Annotated in this window: 20 protein-coding genes; 17 read left to right on the top strand and 3 right to left on the bottom strand. The window is 62.1% G+C overall.

Annotated elements, in window-relative coordinates; all coding sequences use genetic code 11:
- Nucleotides 1-22: 22 nt before the first annotated feature.
- Nucleotides 23-367 (bottom strand): STAS domain-containing protein, encoded by a 345-nt coding sequence (locus GKC28_RS18865; RefSeq protein ID WP_174148549.1) that lies wholly within the window; start codon nucleotides 365-367, stop codon nucleotides 23-25.
- A 95-nt stretch (nucleotides 368-462) separates the two neighbouring features.
- Here GKC28_RS18865 and GKC28_RS18860 point away from each other — a divergent pair, with 95 nt between their 5' ends.
- The 12 genes from GKC28_RS18860 to GKC28_RS18805 all read left to right on the top strand — a co-directional run bounded on the left by GKC28_RS18860 (nucleotide 463) and on the right by GKC28_RS18805 (nucleotide 14,536).
- Complete coding sequence (locus GKC28_RS18860) at nucleotides 463-1,635, top strand: acetyl-CoA C-acyltransferase (protein WP_174148548.1); 1,173 nt, start codon at nucleotides 463-465, stop codon at nucleotides 1,633-1,635.
- A 93-nt stretch (nucleotides 1,636-1,728) separates the two neighbouring features.
- A complete protein-coding gene (locus GKC28_RS18855) occupies nucleotides 1,729-2,184 on the top strand; it encodes a GAF domain-containing protein (protein ID WP_174148547.1) in 456 nt (151 codons plus the stop codon).
- A gap of 202 nt (nucleotides 2,185-2,386) precedes the next feature.
- Nucleotides 2,387-2,956: an XRE family transcriptional regulator gene (locus GKC28_RS18850; protein ID WP_174148546.1), complete on the top strand. Its 570-nt coding sequence runs from the start codon at nucleotides 2,387-2,389 to the stop codon at nucleotides 2,954-2,956.
- Nucleotides 2,957-2,966: 10 nt separating this feature from the next.
- On the top strand, nucleotides 2,967-3,338 hold the full coding sequence (locus tag GKC28_RS18845; RefSeq protein WP_174148545.1) for a GFA family protein: 372 nt from the start codon (nucleotides 2,967-2,969) through the stop codon (nucleotides 3,336-3,338).
- Between the two features lie 15 nt (nucleotides 3,339-3,353).
- Nucleotides 3,354-5,801 carry an FAD-dependent oxidoreductase gene (locus tag GKC28_RS18840; protein ID WP_174148544.1) on the top strand — a complete coding sequence of 816 codons (2,448 nt, stop codon included), beginning with the start codon at nucleotides 3,354-3,356 and terminating at the stop codon, nucleotides 5,799-5,801.
- 45 nt (nucleotides 5,802-5,846) lie between these two features.
- Entirely contained in the window at nucleotides 5,847-6,917 is a 1,071-nt protein-coding gene (locus GKC28_RS18835) for an alcohol dehydrogenase family protein (protein ID WP_174148543.1), read from the top strand.
- Nucleotides 6,914-7,810 carry a homocysteine S-methyltransferase family protein gene (locus GKC28_RS18830; RefSeq protein ID WP_174148542.1) on the top strand — a complete coding sequence of 299 codons (897 nt, stop codon included), beginning with the start codon at nucleotides 6,914-6,916 and terminating at the stop codon, nucleotides 7,808-7,810. Before GKC28_RS18835 ends, GKC28_RS18830 begins: the two co-directional genes overlap by 4 nt.
- 18 nt (nucleotides 7,811-7,828) lie before the next feature.
- Entirely contained in the window at nucleotides 7,829-8,842 is a 1,014-nt protein-coding gene (locus GKC28_RS18825) for a GlxA family transcriptional regulator (protein WP_174148541.1), read from the top strand.
- A gap of 83 nt (nucleotides 8,843-8,925) precedes the next feature.
- Nucleotides 8,926-11,376 (top strand): FAD-dependent oxidoreductase, encoded by a 2,451-nt coding sequence (locus GKC28_RS18820; RefSeq protein ID WP_174148540.1) that lies wholly within the window; start codon nucleotides 8,926-8,928, stop codon nucleotides 11,374-11,376.
- A gap of 260 nt (nucleotides 11,377-11,636) precedes the next feature.
- Nucleotides 11,637-12,758, top strand: coding sequence for a DNA polymerase III subunit beta (gene dnaN / locus GKC28_RS18815; RefSeq protein WP_174148539.1), 1,122 nt, complete (start codon nucleotides 11,637-11,639; stop codon nucleotides 12,756-12,758).
- A 63-nt stretch (nucleotides 12,759-12,821) separates the two neighbouring features.
- A complete protein-coding gene (gene recF / locus GKC28_RS18810; RefSeq protein WP_174148538.1) occupies nucleotides 12,822-13,919 on the top strand; it encodes a DNA replication/repair protein RecF in 1,098 nt (365 codons plus the stop codon).
- Nucleotides 13,916-14,536, top strand: coding sequence for a LysE family translocator (locus tag GKC28_RS18805; protein ID WP_174148537.1), 621 nt, complete (start codon nucleotides 13,916-13,918; stop codon nucleotides 14,534-14,536). Before recF ends, GKC28_RS18805 begins: the two co-directional genes overlap by 4 nt.
- Here the strand turns inward: GKC28_RS18805 and GKC28_RS18800 are convergent.
- Nucleotides 14,533-15,126 (bottom strand): TetR/AcrR family transcriptional regulator, encoded by a 594-nt coding sequence (locus tag GKC28_RS18800; protein WP_174148536.1) that lies wholly within the window; start codon nucleotides 15,124-15,126, stop codon nucleotides 14,533-14,535. The two genes, GKC28_RS18805 and GKC28_RS18800, sit on opposite strands and share 4 nt — an antisense overlap.
- A gap of 108 nt (nucleotides 15,127-15,234) precedes the next feature.
- Between GKC28_RS18800 and GKC28_RS18795 the strand changes: the two genes are divergently transcribed.
- The 5 genes from GKC28_RS18795 to GKC28_RS18775 all read left to right on the top strand — a co-directional run bounded on the left by GKC28_RS18795 (nucleotide 15,235) and on the right by GKC28_RS18775 (nucleotide 20,450).
- The gene (locus GKC28_RS18795) at nucleotides 15,235-15,828 is read left to right on the top strand and encodes an NAD(P)H-dependent oxidoreductase (protein ID WP_174148535.1); all 594 of its coding nucleotides are present in this window, start codon (nucleotides 15,235-15,237) and stop codon (nucleotides 15,826-15,828) included.
- Nucleotides 15,829-15,912: 84 nt separating this feature from the next.
- A complete protein-coding gene (gene gyrB / locus GKC28_RS18790; RefSeq protein ID WP_174148534.1) occupies nucleotides 15,913-18,330 on the top strand; it encodes a DNA topoisomerase (ATP-hydrolyzing) subunit B in 2,418 nt (805 codons plus the stop codon).
- 164 nt (nucleotides 18,331-18,494) lie between these two features.
- On the top strand, nucleotides 18,495-18,962 hold the full coding sequence (locus GKC28_RS18785) for an AAA family ATPase (protein ID WP_174148533.1): 468 nt from the start codon (nucleotides 18,495-18,497) through the stop codon (nucleotides 18,960-18,962).
- A 4-nt stretch (nucleotides 18,963-18,966) separates the two neighbouring features.
- Nucleotides 18,967-19,482, top strand: coding sequence for a hypothetical protein (locus GKC28_RS18780; RefSeq protein WP_174148532.1), 516 nt, complete (start codon nucleotides 18,967-18,969; stop codon nucleotides 19,480-19,482).
- Nucleotides 19,483-20,033: 551 nt separating this feature from the next.
- Nucleotides 20,034-20,450: a DUF4011 domain-containing protein gene (locus GKC28_RS18775; RefSeq protein WP_254604308.1), complete on the top strand. Its 417-nt coding sequence runs from the start codon at nucleotides 20,034-20,036 to the stop codon at nucleotides 20,448-20,450.
- 33 nt (nucleotides 20,451-20,483) lie between these two features.
- Here GKC28_RS18775 and GKC28_RS18770 read toward each other — a convergent pair.
- Nucleotides 20,484-20,604 (bottom strand): ATP-binding protein (locus GKC28_RS18770; RefSeq protein WP_217433978.1); only part of this gene is annotated, 121 nt, incomplete at its 5' end.

The raw sequence follows: 20,604 nt of genomic DNA, 5'->3' as shown, positions 1-20,604 counted from the left end.
TGCGCCGCCAGCGCAGTCGTCTTCAAGAGTTTGCGCTGGCCGGGGCGGTTGCTTCACTCAGCGAATTGTAAAGGTTAAAGATCGTGTCCATGCGGGTCAGCCGGAAAACTTTTTCCACCATCGGGGTCAATCCGGCCAGATCCAGCCTGCGGTTGCCGCCCAGCTGTTTCATGGCCGCGACAATTGCTCCAAGCCCGCTGGAATCAATAAACTGCACTTCGGACAGGTCCAGAATGACGCGCTCCGGTCCAGCTTCGGTTTCCGTGCGCATGTCTTCCTTGAACTGGATAGCCATGGCGGCATCAATGCGCTCGGCATTGACTTTGACGATCTGTGCACCGTCCGTCATGGTGGTCGTCAGGCTCATTGTGATCCCCCGGGATGTAACGTCATTAGGCTGCACTCTAGACCGCAAAGCTTACTTTTCTGTAGGTATAATTCCGACGATTGGAGGAAAATTGCATGAAAGATGTTGTTATTGCCGGCGCCGCCCGGACGCCGATGGGCGGGTTCCAGGGCATGTATGACGGCGTGACGGCTTCGGAACTTGGCGGGGCTGCGATTCGCGCCGCGCTCGAAGGGGCCGGCACCGGCACCGTGGACGAGGTGCTGATGGGATGTGTGCTGCCCGCAGGCCAGGGCCAGGCGCCCGCGCGCCAGGCTGGCTTTGCCGCGGGCCTGGGCGAAGATGTGCCTGCCACCACGCTCAACAAGATGTGCGGTTCCGGCATGAAGGCGGCGATGATTGCCTTCGACCAGATCGCGCTGGGCCATGCCGACACCATGATCGCCGGCGGCATGGAGAGCATGACCAATGCCCCCTACATGCTGCCGAAAATGCGCGCCGGCGCCCGTATCGGCCACGGCCAGGTCATCGACCACATGTTCCTGGATGGGCTTGAAGATGCTTATGACAAGGGCCGCCTGATGGGTACCTTTGCCGAGGACTGCGCCGAAAAGTACCAGTTCACCCGCGAGGCGCAGGACGAATATGCGCTGAAATCGCTGTCCAATGCTCTGGAAGCGCAGGAAAGCGGCGCCTTTGATGGCGAAATCGCGTCTGTGACCGTGAAAACCCGCAAAGGCGATGTGGTCACGGATGCTGATGAACAGCCGAAATCGGCGCGCCCGGAAAAGATCCCGACGCTGAAACCGGCGTTCCGCAAAGATGGCACTGTAACCGCAGCCAATGCATCGTCGATCTCCGATGGTGCCGCGGCTTTGGTGCTGGCCTCTGCTGAAGCCGCTGAGGCGAAAGGCCTGAAGATCCGCGCCCGCATTTTGGGCCACGCCAGCCACGCCCAGGCGCCGGGCTGGTTCACCACAGCGCCGGTTCCGGCGGCACAGAAGTTGCTTAAGTCAATCGGCTGGGGGGTCGAGGATGTCGACCTGTGGGAGGTTAACGAGGCCTTTGCCGTGGTGCCGATGGCCTTCATGCATGAAATGGGCATCTCGCGTGACAAGGTGAACGTGAACGGCGGCGCCTGTGCGCTCGGCCACCCGATTGGCGCATCAGGCGCGCGGATCATGGTGACCCTGCTGAACGCGCTGGAAAAGCGTGGCCTGAAACGCGGCGTGGCCGCGATTTGCATCGGCGGCGGCGAAGGCACGGCGATTGCGATCGAGCGGGTGTGATATTCACCTTTGAAAAATACTCGCGGGGGTGAATTGACCATGAGGTCAAGAGGGGGCAGACAGCCCCCTCAACACGTTGAAGGAGGGCTGCTGATGCAGGCCGATTACGAAACCCTGGCCAAGACCATCGCTGCGCTGACCGAAGGCGAAACAGACGAGGTGGCGCTGATGGCCACCGTGGCCTGCGAGGTGCACCACGCGGACGGCCGCTTCAACTGGACCGGCTTTTACCGCACGGTTACGCCAGAACTGCTGAAGATCGGGCCCTATCAGGGCGGCCATGGCTGCCTGCAGATCCCGTTCTCCCGCGGCGTTTGCGGCGCCGCCGCGCGTACCGGCCAGGCGCAGCTGGTGCCGGATGTCGATGCTTTCCCGGGTCATATCGCCTGTGCTTCCTCCACCCGCTCGGAACTGGTGCTGCCGGTCTGGAACGGCACCGGGGATCTGATCGGGGTGTTTGACATCGACAGCGACCAGCCCGATGCCTTCACCCAGGAAGACGCTGACCAGCTGGAAGCAATCCTGCGGCAGGTGTTCAGCCGCGGCTGATTCGCATGTCTGAGGCTTTGCCCCCGGCCTCGCGGCCTCATCCCAAGGGGCTGTAGACCAGAAAAAAATGCCGCCCGGCGCCTGAAGGCGCTGGGTTTTTTCATGGCATCCTTCCGGCTCGTGAAAAAATGCTTGGAAATTTCACGAACTCGGTCCATCGTGAAAAACGAGAGGATTTTTTCACGGAGCGGGGAGAGGGCCGGTGAACGATCAGACGGTGGCAACGGCGACACTGGGGGCGGATATCCGGGCCTTGCGCAAGGCGCGCGGGCTGACCCTGTCGGATATTGCCGCGATGCTGAACCGCTCGGTCGGCTGGCTGAGCCAAGTAGAGCGCGACATGTCCGAGCCCTCGATCTCCGACCTGCGGCAGATTGCCGAAGCGCTGGGCGTGCCGATGTCGATGCTGTTTGCCCACTCCGGCGCCCCGGCAGATGAACATGGGTATATTGTGCGTGCCGGCTCCCGTCGGCCGATGGGCTCCGGCGAGGAAGGGCTGATCGAAGAACTGCTCTCCCCCGACCTGACCGACGATTTCGAGATGGTGCATTCCACCTTTCAGCCCAATTCGCGGATGCAGACGCCGGCCAACCGGCCGACACAGGAGGTCGGCTACATGATCTCGGGCAGGCTGGACCTGCTGATCGGTGGCCGCAGCTTTACTGTCGGTCCTGGCGACAGCTTCCGGATCAAGCATGAGCCGTATCAATGGTCGAACCCGTACGATGAGCCCGCGGTGGCCGTCTGGGTGATCGCGCCGCCGGTCTACTAGGAGGAAGACGATGATCAAGGGATCCTGTCTCTGCGGCGACATCCGTTTTGAAACCGCGGCCAAACCGCAGAATGCCTCGATGTGCCATTGCGGCCAGTGCCGCAAGCAGTCGGGCGGCATCTGGGCCTCTGCGCAGGTGCGCGACGAGGAGCTTGCCATCACCGGTCCAGTGAGCTGGTTCGAGGCAACGCCGCAGGCCAAGCGCGGCAGCTGCCCGCGCTGCGGCTCCTTCCTGTTCTGGAAGGGAACGGGGGAAGACACCACCAGTTTCGCTTTGGGCGCTGTCGACGGGAACACCGGTCTCAGCGTCGAAAAGCACATCTTTACCGCCTCCAAGGGCGACTACTACCGGATTGCGGACGGCGTGCCGCAAGAAGACTGAGACTAGGGAGCGAACATGTCTGATTTTCCAACCAAGGCCCGCGTGGTCATCATCGGCGGCGGCGTCATCGGCTGCTCTTCGCTTTATCATCTGGCCAAGAAAGGCTGGACCGATTGCGTGCTTCTGGAAAAGAACGAGCTGACGGCAGGCTCGACCTGGCACGCGGCGGGCAATGTGCCGACCTTCTCCACCTCCTGGTCGATCATGAACATGCAGCGTTACTCGACCGAGCTATATGCGCGCCTCGGCGAGGAGGTGGATTATCCGATGAACTATCACCAGACCGGCTCGATCCGGCTGGCGCATAGCGAGGAGCGGATGCAGGAGTTCGAGCGCGCCTGTTCCATGGGCCGCTACCAGGGCATCGGCATGGAGATCTGGACCCCGGAACAGGCCAAGGAACGCTACCCGTTTCTGGAGATCCACGACCTGAAAGGGGTGCTGTGGGATCCTTCCGACGGCGACATCGACCCGGCGCAGGTGACGCAGGCGCTGGCCAAGGGCGCCCGCGACATGGGCCAGAAGATCATTCGCTTCTGCCCGGCCACCGGCGTGACCCAAAAGGAAGACAAGACCTGGATCGTGCACACCGAGAAGGGCGACATCGAATGCGACTATGTAGTGAACGCTGCCGGCTACTATGCCCAGCGTGTGGGTGAGTGGTTCAAGGATTACGGCGGCCGCACTGTGCCGATGATGGTGATGAGCCACCAGTACCTGCTGACTGAGCAAATCCCTGAAGTGGAAGCCTGGAGCAAGGAGCACGGAAAAAAACTGCCGCTGATCCGCGACGTGGATGTCTCCTATTACCTGCGCCAGGAGAAGAACGGCTACAACCTCGGCCCCTATGAGCCGAATTGTAAAGGCCACTGGATGACCGAAGACGACCAGATGCCGGACGACTTCTCGTTCCAGCTGTGGTCGGACGATCTGGACCGGATCGAGGACATCGTGACCGACGCGATGGAGCGGGTGCCGCTGATGGCCTCCTCCGGCGTGTCCAGCGTGATCAATGGCCCGATCCCCTACGCCCCCGACGGCCTGCCGATGATCGGCCCGATGCCGGGCGTGGACAACGCGTTCGAGGCCTGCGTCTTTACCTTCGGCATTGCCCAAGGCGGCGGCGCCGGCAAGGTGCTGGCGGAATGGATCGTCGACGGCCACACCGAATGGGACATGTGGGCGGTCGATCCGCGCCGCTACACCGACTACACCGACCAGGATTACTGCGACAAGAAAGGCATGGAAGTCTACGGCAACGAATACGCCATGCACTTCCCGCACCACGAATGGCCTGCCGCACGCGACAAGAAGGTCAGCCAGGTTCACGGCCGCATCAAGGAGCTGGGCGGTGTGATGGGCGCCTACAACGGCTGGGAGCGTGCAAACTGGTTCGCCAAGGACGGTGACGACACCTCCGAGGATGCCACCCACACCTGGGGCCGCTCTGGCCCGTGGCAGCAGCGCATCAAAGAAGAATGCGAAGCGGTCCGCGACGGCGTAGGCGTGCTGGATCTGCCGGGCTTCTCCCGCTTCAACCTGGAAGGCGAAGGCGCTGCCGAATTCCTGCGCGGCCTGGTCACTGGCGGCCTGCCCAAGGTGGGCCGAATGAACCTCGTTTACTTCTCGGACGACCGCGGCCGTATCCTGACCGAGATGTCCTGTGTCCGTCACGGCGAAGACCACTTTACCATGATCACCGCAGGCTCGGCCCAGTGGCACGACTTCGAAATCCTGAAGAAGGCGCTGCCTGCCGGCCTGACCCTGACCGACCACACCACCGAATTCGCAACCATGATCGTCACCGGCCCGAAATCGCGTGAGCTGTTTGCAGGTATCTCCGACGCCGACCTGTCGCTTGGCTGGCTGACCCACCAGGAAGCCACGGTCGCGGGCAAACCCGCCTTCCTGGCGCGGGTGTCCTTTGCCGGCGAACTGGGCTGGGAGGTGCACTGCGCCAACGAGCATCAGCCGGCAATCTACGACGCCCTGCTGGCAGGCGGCGCCAAGCCGTTCGGCATGTATGCGCTGAACTCCCTGCGGATCGAGAAAGGCTACCGCACCTGGAAGGGCGACCTCAGCACCGACTACTCGCTGCTGGAAGGCGGGCTGGAGCGTTTCGTCAAGCTGGACAAGCCGCAGGATTTCCCGGGCAAGGCTGCAATCCAGAACGAAAAGCAGCAGGGCGTGAAGAAGTCCTTTGTGACCCTGATCGTTGAGGCTGGCGAGGCAGACGCGCCTTACATGTCCTGCATCTGGAAGGATGGCGCGATCGTGGGTGAAACCACTTCGGGCGACTGGGGCTACCGTGTGAACGCTTCCATTGCGCTGGGCATGGTGCGCAGCGATCTGGCGGTGCCGGGCACCGAGCTGGAGGTCGAGATCTACGGCGAGAAGTGCCGCGCGGTGGTTCAGAAAGACGAACCGCTGTGGGATCCGGCCAACGAGCGCCTGCGCGCCTGATGTGCTACGGTCGGCCCGTCACGCTTAATTCAGGAGGCTTCAGCGATGGCCCAGATGATGAAAGGCGTCTGTTTGACCCGGCATGGCGGGCCGGATGCGCTCGAATGGCGTGAAGATATTCCTGTTCCGGTCCCTGGGCCGGGGCAGGTGCTGGTCAAGGTTCTGGCGGCCGGCGTCAACAACACCGACATCAACACCCGGATCGGCTGGTATTCGTCAGATGTGACGGGGGCCACCGATACGGTCGGCGATGACGCAGAGGTCGAGGCCGGCGGCTGGGGCGGCGCCCTGAGCTTCCCCCGCATCCAAGGCGGCGACCTGTGCGGCGTGGTGGTTCAGACCGGCCCTGGTGCCGGTGGCATCCGCGTGGGGCAGCGGGTCACCAGCCAGATCAATATTCCCCGGCCGCAGCCGGACAATCCGGTGGCCTTTGTCGCCCTAGGGTCAGAGCTTGACGGTGCTTTCGCGCAATACTGCCTGGCTGACGCGGCAGAGCTGTTCGATGTCAGCGCTTCTCCCCTGTCGGATACCGAGATTGCGGCCATGCCCTGTGCCCATGGAACCGCCTGGAACCTGCTGCACCGTGCCGGTGTCACTGGTGGCCAGCGGGTGCTGGTGACCGGCGCTTCCGGCGGGGTCGGGCTGGCTGCGGTGCAGCTGGCGGCCCATCTTGGTGCGCAAGTGACCGGCCAGACATCGCCCGCCAAGGCGGAGGCGGTGACCGCGATGGGGGCGGGCAGCATCATCGGCCGCGGGGAATCCCCTGAACCGGGCAGATTCGATGCCGTCATCGACGTGGTCGGCGGCCCGGCCTGGCCCGCGCTGATACAGGTGCTGCGGCCCGGCGGGCACTACGCGGTCTCCGGCGCCATTGCCGGCCCGATCGTCACAGCGGACCTGCGCGAGATTTACCTGCGCGACATCACCATCCACGGCTGCACCTTCTCCCCGCGTGCGGTCTTTGCCGAACTGGTGGAGCTGATCAATTCCGGCGCAATCCGCCCCTTGGTCTCGGCAACCTATCCCCTGCAGGACATCGCCCGGGCGCAAGCCGATTTCATGAGTAAGGCGTTTCCGGGCAAACTGGTCCTGATTCCCCCGCAGGAGGCCCCATGACAGAAATCATCCTCCTTGACGGCTCGATCGGGCAGGAGGTCGTCAAACGGTCCGGCGACCGGGCGACGCCGCTGTGGTCAACCTCCGTGATGATCAAAAAGCCGGATGTGGTCGGCGGCATTCACGCGGACTACTTTGCTGCCGGGGCCACAATTGCCACCATGAACACCTATGCCGTGCTGCGCGACCGTTTGACCCGCGCCGGGATCGAGGGGCATTTCGAAGAATTGCTGGCCAAGGCCGCTGCACAGGCAACCGCTGCACGGGACGCCCACGGCTCGGGCCGCGTTGCCGCTGCGCTTGGGCCGCTGATTGCCTCTTACCGCCCGGACATCTGCCCGCCACACCAGGAGGCCGCACCTGTCTACGCGGAGCTTGTTCAGCTGCTGGAGCCGCAGGCGGATTTGTTCCTGATCGAAACCGTCTCCTCGGTTGAGCAGGCCAGGGGCGCCTTGCTCGGCTGCGCCGGCACGGCCAAACCGGTGTGGCTGGCGGCCTCAGTTTCTGATGAGGACGGAACGCTGCTGCGCTCCGTCGAGCCGCTTGCAAACCTCGCTCCGCTGGTTGAGGAATTCCAGCCGGAGGCGGTTCTGCTCAACTGTTCGCGCCCCGAGGTCGTCGGCGCAGGCCTGGAAATCGTGAAGAGCTTCGGTAAGCCCTGCGGCGCCTATGCCAACGGCTTCACCCGGATATCCGAAGGCTTCCTGCAGGATGCGCCGACCGTGGACGCGCTGGAGCAGCGCCAGGATCTGGGGCCCAAGGCCTACGCGGAATTTGCCATGGGCTGGGTTGCCCAAGGCGCCACCATCGTCGGCGGCTGCTGCGAAGTCGGCCCGGACCATATTGCCGAACTGGCCCGCTGCATACGCGCGGCCGGGCATCGGATCGTCTGACCAGGGGAGGGGATCAGCATGGCAGCTCCGGAAAAACTCAAAGCGGCAGATCCGGCCCGGGTCTGGCACATCGACATCATCGTCACCGAAGGCTTCGTGCTGATCGAGATGTCGGCGATTCTGGAGGTGCTGCGGATTGCCAACCGCGTGCTGGCCCAGCCGCCGTTCAAATGGACCGTCCGCTCGCTGCAGGGCGGCCGGGTGGGCTGCCGGGCGGGCCTCAGCGTGGATACTGAACCCTTCGCGGCCAAGCCGGACGCGGATTTCGCATTCTTCCTTGGCAACTCGGACCCGGACCATCCAGGCCTCAGCCTGGGACGGGTGATCTCCAGCTACACCTGCCGCGATATCAAGGTTTACCTGCTGGCCGAGGCCGCGGCGCGCTATATCCGCGACCAGGGCGGCGCCGCCGGGCGGCTGACGACCCATTGGGAAAACTCCGCCCTGCTGCGCGAGCGGATGGGGCTGAACGACTCCAGCCACGCACTGGCCAGCGAGGACGGGCCGGTGGTTACATGTGCAGGTATGGGATCCACCGTCGATATCATTCTGGCGCTTGTCGGGCGGCTCACCTCTGCTGCAGCGCAGATGACCGTGGGCAACATCATGCTGCACGAACAGGTGCGCGATTTCTCCTCGCTGCAGCCTTTTTCCGGCGCCAAGCCGACCATCACCGGCGACAGCGACCTGGACCACTGCATCCGCATCATGCAGGACAACATCGAGGAACCAGTGCCGATCAGCGACATCGTCGAAGAACTGGGCATTTCCACCCGCTCTCTGGAGCGTAAGTTCCGGACCTTCCTGGGAACCACACCCAATGGGTTTTACCGGGAAATGCGGCTCTCCAAGGCCAACAATCTTCTGCTCAATACCACCATAAGCGTCCGCGAGATCGGCCTCGCCTGCGGGTTTCCCAATGGGTTCTCCAGCCTTTACAAGAGCTTCTTCGGTATCACGCCCTTTGCGCTGCGCAAACGCCGCCGACTGGGCGAGGACAGCCCGGAAAAAATCCTCAAGGCCGGAGAATAGCCCCGGGAGTCTGGCGTTTTTGATGCATTTTGCGCCGCCTATTCGTGATAATCAGGCGCAAACCCTCATTCAGGAGCGATGATATGAGCGATCTTCCCAACAAGGCCCGCGTGGTGATTATCGGCGGCGGCGTGATCGGCTGTTCGGTGGCCTATCACCTGACCAAGCTCGGCTGGAAGGATGTGGTTCTGCTGGAGCGCAAGCAGCTGACCTCCGGCACCACCTGGCACGCCGCGGGCCTGATCGGCCAGCTGCGCGCGTCCTCCAACATGACTAAGCTCGCGCGTTATTCAGCAGAGCTTTACCTGGGGCTTGAGGAAGAAACCGGTGTCGCCACCGGCTTGCGCCAGGTCGGCTCAGTGTCCGCAGCGCTGACAAATGAGCGGCTTGAAGAACTCTATCGCAACGCCGCAATGGCCCGCGCCTTTGGCGTGCCGGTGGAGGAACTGTCGCCCAAGGAGGTCAAGGAGCGCTACGAGCACATCAATCTGGACGGCGTGACCGGCGGTGTCTGGCTGCCGACCGACGGGCAGGCGGATCCGGCCAACATCGCACTGGCCCTGGCCAAGGGCGCCCGCCAGCGCGGTGCGTTGGTCAAAGAGCGCATCAAGGTTACCGGCATCTCCAAAAACGGCCGCCGCGTCACAGGCGTTGACTGGGCCAGCGATGATGGCCAGTCCCAAGGCCACATCGAGGCGGACATGGTGGTGAACTGTGCCGGCATGTGGGGGCACGAGGTCGGCCGCATGGCAGGCGTCAACGTTCCTCTGCACGCCTGCGAGCACTTCTACATCGTGACCGAAGGCATCGAAGGCCTGGCCCAGATGCCGGTGCTGCGGGTGCCGGACGAATGCGCCTACTACAAGGAAGACGCTGGCAAGATCCTTTTGGGTGCCTTTGAACCCAACGCCAAGCCCTGGGCGATGAAAGGCATCCCCGACAGCTTCGAATTCGACCAGCTGCCTGAGGACTTCGATCACTTCGAGCCGATCCTGGAGGCCGCCTGCAACCGTATGCCGATGCTGGCGGAGGCGGGTATCCACACCTTCTTTAATGGCCCCGAGTCCTTTACCCCGGACGACGCCTACCACCTCGGCCTGGCGCCGGAGATGGACAACTTCTGGGTCGCCGCCGGCTTCAACTCGATCGGCATCCAGTCCGCAGGCGGCGCCGGTATGGCGCTGGCGCAGTGGATGGAGGACGGCCAGAAACCGTTTGACCTTGGTGATGTGGACATCTCCCGCATGCACCCGTTCCAGGGCAACAAGCACTATCTGTTCGAGCGCTCTAAAGAGACCCTGGGCCTGCTGTATGCCGACCATTTCCCCTACCGCCAGAAGGCCACGGCCCGCGGCGTGCGCCGCACCCCGTTCCACCACCATCTCAAGGAACAGGGCGCTGTGTTTGGCGAAATCGGCGGCTGGGAGCGCGCCAACTGGTTTGCCAATGAAGGCCAGGAGCGTGAGTACCAGTACAGCTGGAAGCGCCAGAACTGGTTCGAGAATTCCGCGGCAGAACACAAGGCCGTGCGCGAAAATGTCGGCATGTACGACATGTCTTCCTTCGGCAAGATCCGCGTCGAAGGCCCGGATGCGGAAAAGTTCCTGAACTACATCTGCGGCGCCAATGTCTCGGTACCCGCGGGCAAGATCGTATACACCCAGTTCCTGAACCCACGCGGCGGGATCGAGGCGGATGTGACCGTCACCCGCCTGAGCGAGACCGTCTATCTGGTGGTGACCCCGGCGGTGACCCGCCTCGCCGACCAGACCTGGATGATGCGCAACAAGGGCGGTTTCAACGTCGTGCTCACCGATGTGACCGCAGGCGAGGGTGTGCTGGCAGTGATGGGTCCGAACTCCCGTGAGCTGCTGCAGAAAGTGTCGCCCAATGATTTCTCCAACGAGGTGAACCCCTTCGGAACCGCGCAAGAGATCGAACTGGGCATGGGCCTCGCCCGTGTGCACCGGGTTACCTATGTGGGTGAGCTTGGCTGGGAAATCTATATCCCGGCAGAGATGTCCGGCCACGCCTTCGAAACCCTCTGGGAGGCGGGCCAGGATATGGGGCTCAAGCTCTGCGGCATGCACATGATGGACAGCTGCCGGATCGAGAAGGGCTTCCGCCACTTCGGCCACGACATCACCTGCGAGGACAACGTGATCGACGCAGGGCTCGGCTTTGCGGTCGCCGCCGGCAAGGATGACTTCATCGGCAAGGCCGCGGTACTGGAGCGCAAGGAGAGCGGCCCCAAGAACCGCATGGTTCAGTTCAAGCTGACCGATCCCGAGCCGCTGCTGTTCCACAACGAGCCGATCATCCGCGACGGCAAATATGTGGGCTATCTCAGCTCCGGCAACTACGGCCACACTCTGGGTGCCGCCATCGGCATGGGCTACGTGCCTTGCGAGGGCGAAAGCGCGGCGGATGTGCTAGGTTCGACCTACGAGATCGACGTCTGCGGCGTGAAGGTGCAGGCCGAGGCCTCGCTGAAGCCGATGTACGATCCGAAATCGGAGCGGGTGAAAGCCTAAGCACCTCTCCAGTGCAATCACCTGCCCATATCACGCCCCGGTCAAAGCACCGGGGCGTTTTTTGTGCTTGTCCCCGCCCGGACAGAACCGGGTTCTGCTGCAACGTTTACCCCGGTTTCGCGGCCCAGCCGCGCAGCCCCTCTTGACCCCGCCTGAAATCCCTTGGAGAAATCCATAAAAAGCCTTGTGCGGCAGGGGTAAACAGGTAGGTTGCTTGTCCCGGCATGTGACACGGGCGCCTGACGAAGAGGATTTGGGACATGAAGATCAGCATCGAACGCGGCACGCTTCTCAAGGCCGTGGCCCAGGCGCAGTCTGTGGTCGAGCGCCGCAACACCATTCCGATCCTGGCGAATGTGCTGATCGAAGCCGAAGGCGACAGCGTCCAGTTCCGTGCCACCGACCTGGATATCGAGGTGGTCGACAAGGCCCCCGCCCAGGTGGAGCGCGCCGGCGCCACCACCGTGGCCGCCACCACCCTGCACGAGATTGTCCGCAAGCTGCCCGACGGTGCGTTGGTCACTCTGACCGCCGATGCCGCAACCGGCCGCCTGGCGGTCGAGGCCGGGCGCTCCAACTTCTCGCTGGCGACCCTGCCGCGCGAGGATTTCCCGGTGATGGCGTCGTCGGAGTATCACTCCAACTTTGCGGCCAAGGCAGCTGTGCTGCGCCGCCTGTTCGACAAGTCGAAATTCGCGATCTCCACAGAGGAGACCCGTTATTACCTGAACGGTGTCTACCTGCACGTCTCCGCCGGTGCCGAGGGCGGCAAGGCGCTGCGCGCCGTGGCCACTGACGGCCACCGCTTGGCCCGCATCGACGCCGAGCTGCCGCTGGGCGCCGAGGACATGCCCGGCGTGATCGTGCCGCGCAAGACCGTGGGAGAGCTGCGCAAGCTGCTCGACGATGACGACATGGATATTGCGGTCTCGGTCTCGGAAACCAAGGTGCGCTTTGCCACCCCGAACATCACTCTCACCTCCAAGGTGATCGACGGCACCTTCCCCGACTACACACGGGTGATCCCGGCCGGCAACACCCGCCGGCTGGAGGTGGACGCGGCCGAGTTCGCGCAGGCCGTTGACCGGGTTGCCACCGTTTCCTCCGAACGCTCCCGCGCGGTGAAGCTGCAGCTGGAAGAGGACCGCCTGATCCTGTCGGTGAATGCGCCCGACAGCGGCGCTGCTGAGGAAGAACTGGCGGTGGCCTACAATGATGAGCGGCTGGAGATCGGTTTCAACGCCAAGTACCTCTTGGAAATTGCCAACCAGGTGGACCGCGAGAACGCCGTGTTCATGTTCAACTCTTCCGGCGATCCGACTCTGATGCGCGAAGGCAGCGATGAAAGCGCGGTGTACGTCGTGATGCCTATGCGGGTTTGATCGCCTGACGGCGATGCCTGCGGCGCGAGTATTTTTGCAAAGAAGAAATAGGGCGCGCGCTTCATGCTGGCTCTGACTGCCTTGACGCTTTCGCATTTCCGCTCGCATTTGCGGGCGGAATTGCGTTTGGACGGGCGCCCGGTGGCCATCTACGGCAACAACGGCGCGGGCAAGACCAACATCCTGGAAGCTGTGTCGCTGTTTTCCCCCGGCCGCGGTTTGCGCCGGGCCAGCGCTGCCGATATGGCCCGCCAGCCGGAGGCGCTGGGCTGGAAACTAAAGGGGGAGCTGCAGGCGCCCTCTCAGGTTTATGAAGTGGAAACCTGGTCCGAGGGCGGCAATGCCCGGCAGGTGAAGATCGACAATAAAGCCGCGAGCCAGATTGCCTTGGGCCAAGTGGCCCGTGTTGTTTGGCTGATCCCCGCAATGGACCGGCTGTGGATCGAGGCCGCTGAAGGGCGGCGGCGGTTTCTGGACCGGATTGCGCTGAGTTTCGAGCCAGCTCATGCCGAAGCTTCGCTGGCGTATGAAAAGGCGATGCGCGAGCGCAACCGGCTGCTGAAGGAGCAGATCCGCGACGCTGCCTGGTACAAAGTGCTGGAAGACAGAATGGCAGCCGCCGGGCACCGGATCCACGCCGCGCGGGTGCAGGCGGTGGAGCTGCTGCAGCAGGCGCAAGCGGAGGCTGAAACTGCTTTTCCTGCCGCCGAACTGGAATTGATGCAGTCTGAGGGCAGCATGCCGTCCTCGGAGGCTGATTTCAAAGAGGCGCTGGAGGAAAGCCGGTTCCGCGATCTGGCCACAGGCCGTACTCTTGTGGGGCCGCACCGCACGGATCTGATTGGCACCTACCGCGCCAAAGGTACCCCGGCCAGGGATTGCTCCACGGGAGAGCAGAAAGCGCTGCTGGTGTCGCTGATCCTGGCCAATGCGCGGGCATTGGCTGAGCGTGAGGGCGCGCCACCGATCCTGCTGCTGGATGAGGTCGCCGCGCATCTGGATGCCGCCCGCCGCGCCGCGCTTTATGACGAGATCTGCGCCTTGGGAACCCAGGCCTGGATGACGGGTACCGGCCTCGAGCTGTTTACGGAGCTTGGCGGCCGGGCGCAGGTGCTGGAAGTGTCGGAAGCCGAAGGCGTATCGGAGGTTTCCCAGACATGACCGTGACGCCTTGGGATCTGGCGCTCTACGCCGGCGCCTTGCTGATCCTGTTCCTGACCCCCGGCCCGGTGTGGCTGGCGCTGATGGCGCGTTCAGTCTCCGGCGGATTCCCGGCGGCCTGGCCGCTGGCTCTTGGCGTCGCCTGCGGCGACGTCTTCTGGCCGCTGATCGCAGTGGCTGGCATGTCCTGGTTGGTCTCGGAAATAGAAGGCATCATGACCATGCTGCGCTGGGTTGCCTGCGCTATGTTCCTGGGAATGGGATTTCTGCTGATCCGCCACGCCGGCGACGCGGTGGAGGAAAACCGTGCCCTGACCCGTCCCGGCATCTGGGCCGGTTTCATGGCCGGTATCGCCGTGATCCTCGGAAACCCCAAGGCGATCCTGTTCTACATGGGGGTGCTGCCCGGGTTCTTTGACCTGTCGGGCATCTCCGCGAGCGACATCGCCGCGATTGTCACCCTGTCCTTCCTGGTGCCGCTGTTGGGCAACCTGGCGCTGGCAGGGATGGTGCACCGCGTGCGCCGTGCGGTGACCTCCACCCGGATCCGGCGGCGGATCAATCTGATCTCCGGCGGGCTGCTGATCTGCGTCGGGCTGGTGATCCCCTACACCTAAGGGGCGGGCTGCAGCCAGGCACGCAAGTATGGCTCAAGTGCTCTGGTGGGCGGCGTTTCGTCATCATGCTCAATGCAGAACCACACGCCCAGGACATGGTTCAGAAAGGCCTGGATGCCTTCGGCCAGCAGTTCCGGCGGCTGATCGCGGCGGATTTCGCCTGAGGCTTGCAGGCTCAGCAGCCAGCGGGTCAGCAGGTCAACCTGGCGGATGAAGCCTGCGGTAATGGCTTCGTCCGGTTCTGCCGCTGTGGTGCCGGAGTAGCGCAGCAGCAAATCGAAAATCACCCGGTCCTGGCCGACGTAGTCCAGATGCGGCGCCAGCCGGGCGGTCAGTTCTGCCGCATCCTGGGGGGCGCCACCTGCCTCCATACCGTCCAGAAGGCGCATGACCTCATCCCCGATCAGGACTGCCAGAAGCCCGTCCTTGTCCTTGAAATGGGAAAACAGGGTGCCCTTGGCCACTCCGGCCCGGGCAACCACGTCTTCGACCCGCAGTCCGCTGTAGCCTTGCTCCTGCACGATGGCCGCCGCCACCTCCAGCAGCTTTGCCCGCGTTTCCAGCCGCCGCTTCTGGGGTGCACGTGTCATGTCTCAGCCTCACGATCTCGTTATTGACCGCGGTCACTTTTATAATTGACCGCGGTCATTTTTGATTCAATAAAGTGACCACGGTCAACTTAACTTGCGGAGCCTGAAATGTCTGCCCGGAAAATCCTGATCCTGAACGGCCATCCCGGCCAAACCTCCCTGTCGAAATCCCTCTGCGCCGCATACCAGGTTGCGGCTGAGGAAAACGGCCACCAAGTGCGCTGCCACGACATTTCGCAGATGCAGTTCGACATGGATTATGGCCAGAGCGGGTATAAGGACCCGAAGCCGTTGGAGCCGGATCTGGCCGCCTTTCTGGAGGATCTGGAATGGGCGGAGCACGTGGTGATGGCCGCGCCGCTGTGGTGGGGCGCCATCCCTGCCAAGCTGAAGGCGGTATTTGACAGGGCTTTGCTGCCGGGGCGGGCCTTTGATACCCGTAACGTCAACTCCGTGGGGCTCCCGGCCCCGATGCTGACCGGCAAGACTGCCCGAGTGCTGCTGACCTCTGACACGCCTGCGCTGCTGTTGCGGCTGTTCTACGGCAATGCTGTCAAGAAGTTCATCAGTCGCCAGATCCTTGGGTTTGTCGGCATAAAGCCCACGCGCTTCAGCACTTTCGCACCTGCTACGGACGCGCCGGAGGCCAAAGTCAAAACCTGGCTGGCGGCAGCTGGCGGATTGGGGGCCAAGGCTGCCTGATCCTGCCAAGAAAAAGGGGGCTTGCGCGTGACAATCCTGGTCAGGTTTCGTATAAAATCCCGAAGCTAAGACAGGAAGATGTGAATGTCCGGAAACGAGCAGGCCCCCGCAGAATATGGCGCGGATTCCATCAAGGTTCTCAAAGGGTTGGAGGCGGTCCGAAAACGCCCTGGCATGTATATCGGGGACACCGATGATGGCTCGGGCCTGCACCACATGGTGTATGAGGTCGTGGACAACGGCATCGACGAGGCACTGGCGGGCCACGCCGACCACGTGACCGTAAAAATCCACGCCGATTCCAGCGTCTCGGTCAGCGATAATGGCCGCGGCATTCCGGTGGATATCCACGCTGAGGAAGGTGTATCCGCAGCCGAGGTCATCATGACCCAGCTGCATGCCGGCGGTAAATTCGACTCGAACTCCTACAAGGTGTCGGGCGGCCTGCACGGCGTGGGCGTGTCTGTGGTAAACGCGCTGTCCGACTGGCTGGAATTGCGCATCTGGCGCAACGGTAAGGAACACGTCGCACGGTTTGAGCGTGGCGATACCGTCAAGCATCTGGAAGTGGTCGGCGATTGTGGCGACCAGACCGGCACCGAGGTCAGGTTCATGGCCTCGACCGATACGTTCTCGAACCTGGAATACTCATTCGAGACGCTGGAAAAACGCCTGCGCGAGCTGGCCTTCCTGAACTCCGGCGTGCGGATCATTCTGGAGGATGAGCGTCCGGCGGAGAAACTGACGGCTGAGCTTTTCTACGAAGGCGGCGTCAAGGAGTTTGTCAAATACCTTGACCGGCACAAGACCCCGGTGATGGAGGCTCCGGTCTACATCGTCGGGGAAAAGGACGACATCGGCGTCGAGATCGCGATGTGGTGGAACGACAGCTACCACGAGACGGTTCTGCCCTTCACCAACAACATTCCGCAGCGCGATGGCGGCACCCACGTGGCGGGCTTCCGCGGCGCGCTGACCCGGACCATCAACAACTACGCGCAGACGTCGGGCATCGCCAAGAAAGAGAAGGTCTCTTTCACCGGTGACGATGCCCGCGAAGGGCTGACCTGTGTTCTGTCAGTCAAGGTGCCGGACCCGAAGTTCTCCAGCCAGACCAAGGACAAGCTGGTCTCCTCCGAGGTGCGCCCGGTGGTGGAGAGCCTGATGGGCGAGAAGCTGGCTGAATGGTTCGAGGAAAATCCGAACGAGGCCAAGCAGATCGTCGGCAAGATTGTCGAGGCGGCACTGGCGCGCGAGGCTGCCCGCAAGGCGCGCGAACTGACTCGCCGCAAGACCGCGATGGACGTGAACTACCTCGCGGGCAAGCTCAAGGACTGCTCCGAGAAAGACCCGTCCAAGACCGAAGTCTTCCTGGTCGAGGGTGACTCGGCTGGCGGCTCCGCCCAGACGGGGCGGGACCGGATGACCCAGGCGATCCTGCCCCTGCGCGGCAAGATCCTCAACGTGGAGCGCGCACGGTTTGACCGGATGCTGTCTTCGCAGGAGATCGGCAACCTCGTGATGGCGCTAGGCACTGGCATCGGCCGCGACGAGTTCGATATCACCAAGCTGCGCTACCACAAGATCGTCATCATGACCGACGCGGACGTCGATGGCGCCCACATCCGGACGCTGCTGCTCACCTTCTTCTACCGGCAGATGCCGGAGCTGATCGAGGGCGGCTATCTCTATATCGCGCAGCCGCCGCTCTATAAGGTCGCGCGTGGCAAGTCCGAGGTCTACCTCAAGGACCAGGCCGCGCTGGACGACTACCTGATCAACCAGGGCGTCGACGGCGCGGTGCTTAAGCTGGGCGACGGGTCTGAAATGGCCGGTGCCGATCTCACCCGCGTGGTGGAAGAAGCGCGCCAGCTCAAGCGTGTTCTGGATGCCTTCCCGACCCATTATCCGCGCCACATCCTGGAGCAGGCAGCAGTGGCCGGTGCTTTCGTGCCCGGCGCCGTGGACTCCGACCTGCAGGGTGTTGCCGACAAGGTTGCTGCCCGCCTGGACGCCATCGCGCTGGAGTATGAGCGCGGCTGGCAGGGCCGGATTACCCAGGATCATGGCATCCGTCTGGCCCGCATCCTGCGCGGGGTTGAGGAAGTCCGCACACTCGATGGCCCGATGCTTCGGTCTGGTGAGGCCCGTAAGACCGGCAGCTTCACCCAGAGCCTGCAGGAAGTATACGGCACCACGGCCCAGCTTGTCCGCCGGGACCGCAGCCAGATCATTCATGGGCCGCTGGGGTTGCTGAAGGCGATCCTGGAAGAGGGTGAAAAGGGCCTGACCCTCCAGCGCTACAAAGGTCTGGGCGAAATGAATCCCGACCAGCTGTGGGAGACCACTTTGGACCCGGACGCCCGAACCCTGCTGCAGGTGCGTATCGACGATATGGTTGAGGCTGATGACCTTTTCACCAAGCTGATGGGGGACGTGGTGGAGCCCCGCCGGGAGTTTATCCAGAAAAACGCTCTCAGCGTCGAAAACCTGGATTTCTAAAAAACTGTAGGTGAGCGTATATTTTTTCGCGGCGCGCATATTTTTTGCGCCGCGAGAATGGAGTGAAATAAATTTATGTAAATTCACCAGTCACTTAAGGAATTTGCCGTTCAGTGTGGTCGTGTTCTCCGCTGTTCTCGGAAAATGCCGCATAGGGAAGCTGCATGATTACATCTATCGCGCTGCGGCGCTTCAAGCGCTTCGAATCCGGGAAGATTGAAATTGCAGGCAGCGGCACCACGCTCTTGGCTGGTCCGAACAACAGCGGGAAATCTACTCTGCTGCATGCCCTCGCTGTGTGGAGTTTTTGCGTTTTCGTTCTGCGCCGGGGCAAAGGGGACGAGGCGATCATGACCGGGTTTGCTGGGCAGGGATACGGGATCTCGGACGATGATTTCAACCCGATCAACCTGCCAGACTTGAAGCACCTTTGGTATGGGCTAAAGACGCAAATTCCCGGAGAAGAAGGATACTCTCTCTCAATCAGGGTCGACTGGGAGCACCCACAGGACGGTGTACATCACCTGAAGATTTCCCTCTCGCTGACCAATGACCGACTATTCATCCGGGCAGATGAGACCACGCTCACTGACTGTGATGTGCTTCCTGAGATTGTCTATACGCGCGCTTAAAACTATGGCAGCTACTCTTAACCGTCCGCTTCCCAAGATCGAGGCCTACCCGACTACAGAGAGCCACAAGGAGCGGCGGAAGTTTTTCCAAAAGCTGGAGAAAGGCATTCCGGGGATACGCGCCCTAAGCTTGCGCGACCGCGATGGTGCCCCGTTGAACACCGTTTGCGAAGAGACGCTGCGCGACAAGTCGGACGGACATGGGCTGGCAAATTTCGCATCTCGGACATTCAGGCGCCGGGAGATGGAGAACTATGCCTTGGTTCCTGCCTGCATCGCCCGCACTTTAGGGCTGGAGATTGAGGACATCCGGACTTGGTGGGAAAATGATCTTTTCCTGCCCTGGACGGCGGCGCCCCCCGCTGATGCGACGCCGGTCTTGGAGGGGGATTACAAAACGGCGCTTACGAAACGCTTGGCCGAAACTGGCAAAACGATGGATGACCTCTGGGCGCAAATGGCTCCGGAGGACATCCATGAAGACTTAAAGCGACTTATCTCGCAGCTCGAGGTCCTTTGAGGCTTTGAGGAAAGCACCAGGACGTACCTAATCGCTTGGTTCGGACATGTATTTGATGACAGACGAGTGGCGGCAAGCGTGCGGCCTGATTGGCAGCTTTACTCACATATCGTTGGCCCGCCAAATTGCGGGATAAACTATCCCGGTTTGTGGACTAATTTTGGTGGTCCAATTCCAATCTTCACGATGCACTCGTTCACTACGGATTGACACGCAACGACGCGTGTGCAGCATCGAGCAACATTCACCAAAGGTTGCGTTATGTCAGAAGTCATTGATCAGGGAGCTACAGTTGAGGAAGGTCAGAACCTTAGAGTAGCGTTCTCTACAGCGGATAAGGTCAATTTCTCCTCTGCCCAGAACGGCGTTTCGATCCTGCGCAAGATTACCTTGATCAATGGGACAGATGCGCCTCTGGAAAACCTCGCTATCTCCATCGCGAGCAGCCCATCTGTCATCAAACTGAAGACCTGGACGCTGGATCGGCTTGGCCCTGGCGAAAGGATACGAACAACCGCCTCCTGGCATTGTTTCGCAAGGCCAAGAGCGACATGCAGGAAGGCGGCACCAATACGTTGTTCCTTGCGGCAGGTTTTCTGCGCTGGAAAAAGACCGAAACCGATACGCGCAGCTACCGCGCACCTTTGCTGTTGATTCCCGTCAAGATTTCGCGCCGCTCGGCCCAATCCGATTTCATTATCGAGCATCACGAGGATGATGTCCGCCTGAACGCGACCTTGCTCGAATTCCTTAAGCGCGACTTCGACCTGCACATCCCAGAACTTGAGGGTGAGTTGCCGCGTGATGACAGCGGCTACGACCTGCCGCTGATCTTCGAAATCATGCGACGCAAAGTGCGCGACGTGGCCGGGTTTGTCAATGAGCGTTCAAAACTGACCCGGTTTCAGCGTTTGAATTTGACCCACCCCTTGTGGCGCAAAGGCCCCAGGCGGGCCGCCCTCCTATAGCGAGTCCGTCTGGGGCCTTTGCTTGCGCGACGTTTATGTTTTTCTGCGTCGCTTGCTCTGTGCGAACCGGTATGACGTGTTGCCTGTCTCGATGATTGCGCAGTGATGAGTTACGCGATCCAGAAGCGCGGTTGTCATCTTGGCGTCACCGAAG

This window comes from Leisingera sp. ANG59, from assembly GCF_013317235.1.
In the GTDB taxonomy this organism is placed as follows: domain Bacteria; phylum Pseudomonadota; class Alphaproteobacteria; order Rhodobacterales; family Rhodobacteraceae; genus Leisingera.
This window is presented reverse-complemented; position numbering and strand designations above follow the sequence as displayed.

Coding starts and splice junctions, on each gene's coding strand:
- GKC28_RS18865 (WP_174148549.1), bottom strand. CDS start 367: ATGAGCCTGACGACCACCATGACGGACGGTGCACAGATCGTCAAAGTC.
- GKC28_RS18860 (WP_174148548.1), top strand. CDS start 463: ATGAAAGATGTTGTTATTGCCGGCGCCGCCCGGACGCCGATGGGCGGG.
- GKC28_RS18855 (WP_174148547.1), top strand. CDS start 1,729: ATGCAGGCCGATTACGAAACCCTGGCCAAGACCATCGCTGCGCTGACC.
- GKC28_RS18845 (WP_174148545.1), top strand. CDS start 2,967: ATGATCAAGGGATCCTGTCTCTGCGGCGACATCCGTTTTGAAACCGCG.
- GKC28_RS18840 (WP_174148544.1), top strand. CDS start 3,354: ATGTCTGATTTTCCAACCAAGGCCCGCGTGGTCATCATCGGCGGCGGC.
- GKC28_RS18835 (WP_174148543.1), top strand. CDS start 5,847: ATGGCCCAGATGATGAAAGGCGTCTGTTTGACCCGGCATGGCGGGCCG.
- GKC28_RS18830 (WP_174148542.1), top strand. CDS start 6,914: ATGACAGAAATCATCCTCCTTGACGGCTCGATCGGGCAGGAGGTCGTC.
- GKC28_RS18825 (WP_174148541.1), top strand. CDS start 7,829: ATGGCAGCTCCGGAAAAACTCAAAGCGGCAGATCCGGCCCGGGTCTGG.
- GKC28_RS18820 (WP_174148540.1), top strand. CDS start 8,926: ATGAGCGATCTTCCCAACAAGGCCCGCGTGGTGATTATCGGCGGCGGC.
- dnaN (WP_174148539.1), top strand. CDS start 11,637: ATGAAGATCAGCATCGAACGCGGCACGCTTCTCAAGGCCGTGGCCCAG.
- recF (WP_174148538.1), top strand. CDS start 12,822: ATGCTGGCTCTGACTGCCTTGACGCTTTCGCATTTCCGCTCGCATTTG.
- GKC28_RS18805 (WP_174148537.1), top strand. CDS start 13,916: ATGACCGTGACGCCTTGGGATCTGGCGCTCTACGCCGGCGCCTTGCTG.
- GKC28_RS18800 (WP_174148536.1), bottom strand. CDS start 15,126: ATGACACGTGCACCCCAGAAGCGGCGGCTGGAAACGCGGGCAAAGCTG.
- GKC28_RS18795 (WP_174148535.1), top strand. CDS start 15,235: ATGTCTGCCCGGAAAATCCTGATCCTGAACGGCCATCCCGGCCAAACC.
- gyrB (WP_174148534.1), top strand. CDS start 15,913: ATGTCCGGAAACGAGCAGGCCCCCGCAGAATATGGCGCGGATTCCATC.
- GKC28_RS18785 (WP_174148533.1), top strand. CDS start 18,495: ATGATTACATCTATCGCGCTGCGGCGCTTCAAGCGCTTCGAATCCGGG.
- GKC28_RS18780 (WP_174148532.1), top strand. CDS start 18,967: ATGGCAGCTACTCTTAACCGTCCGCTTCCCAAGATCGAGGCCTACCCG.
- GKC28_RS18775 (WP_254604308.1), top strand. CDS start 20,034: ATGCAGGAAGGCGGCACCAATACGTTGTTCCTTGCGGCAGGTTTTCTG.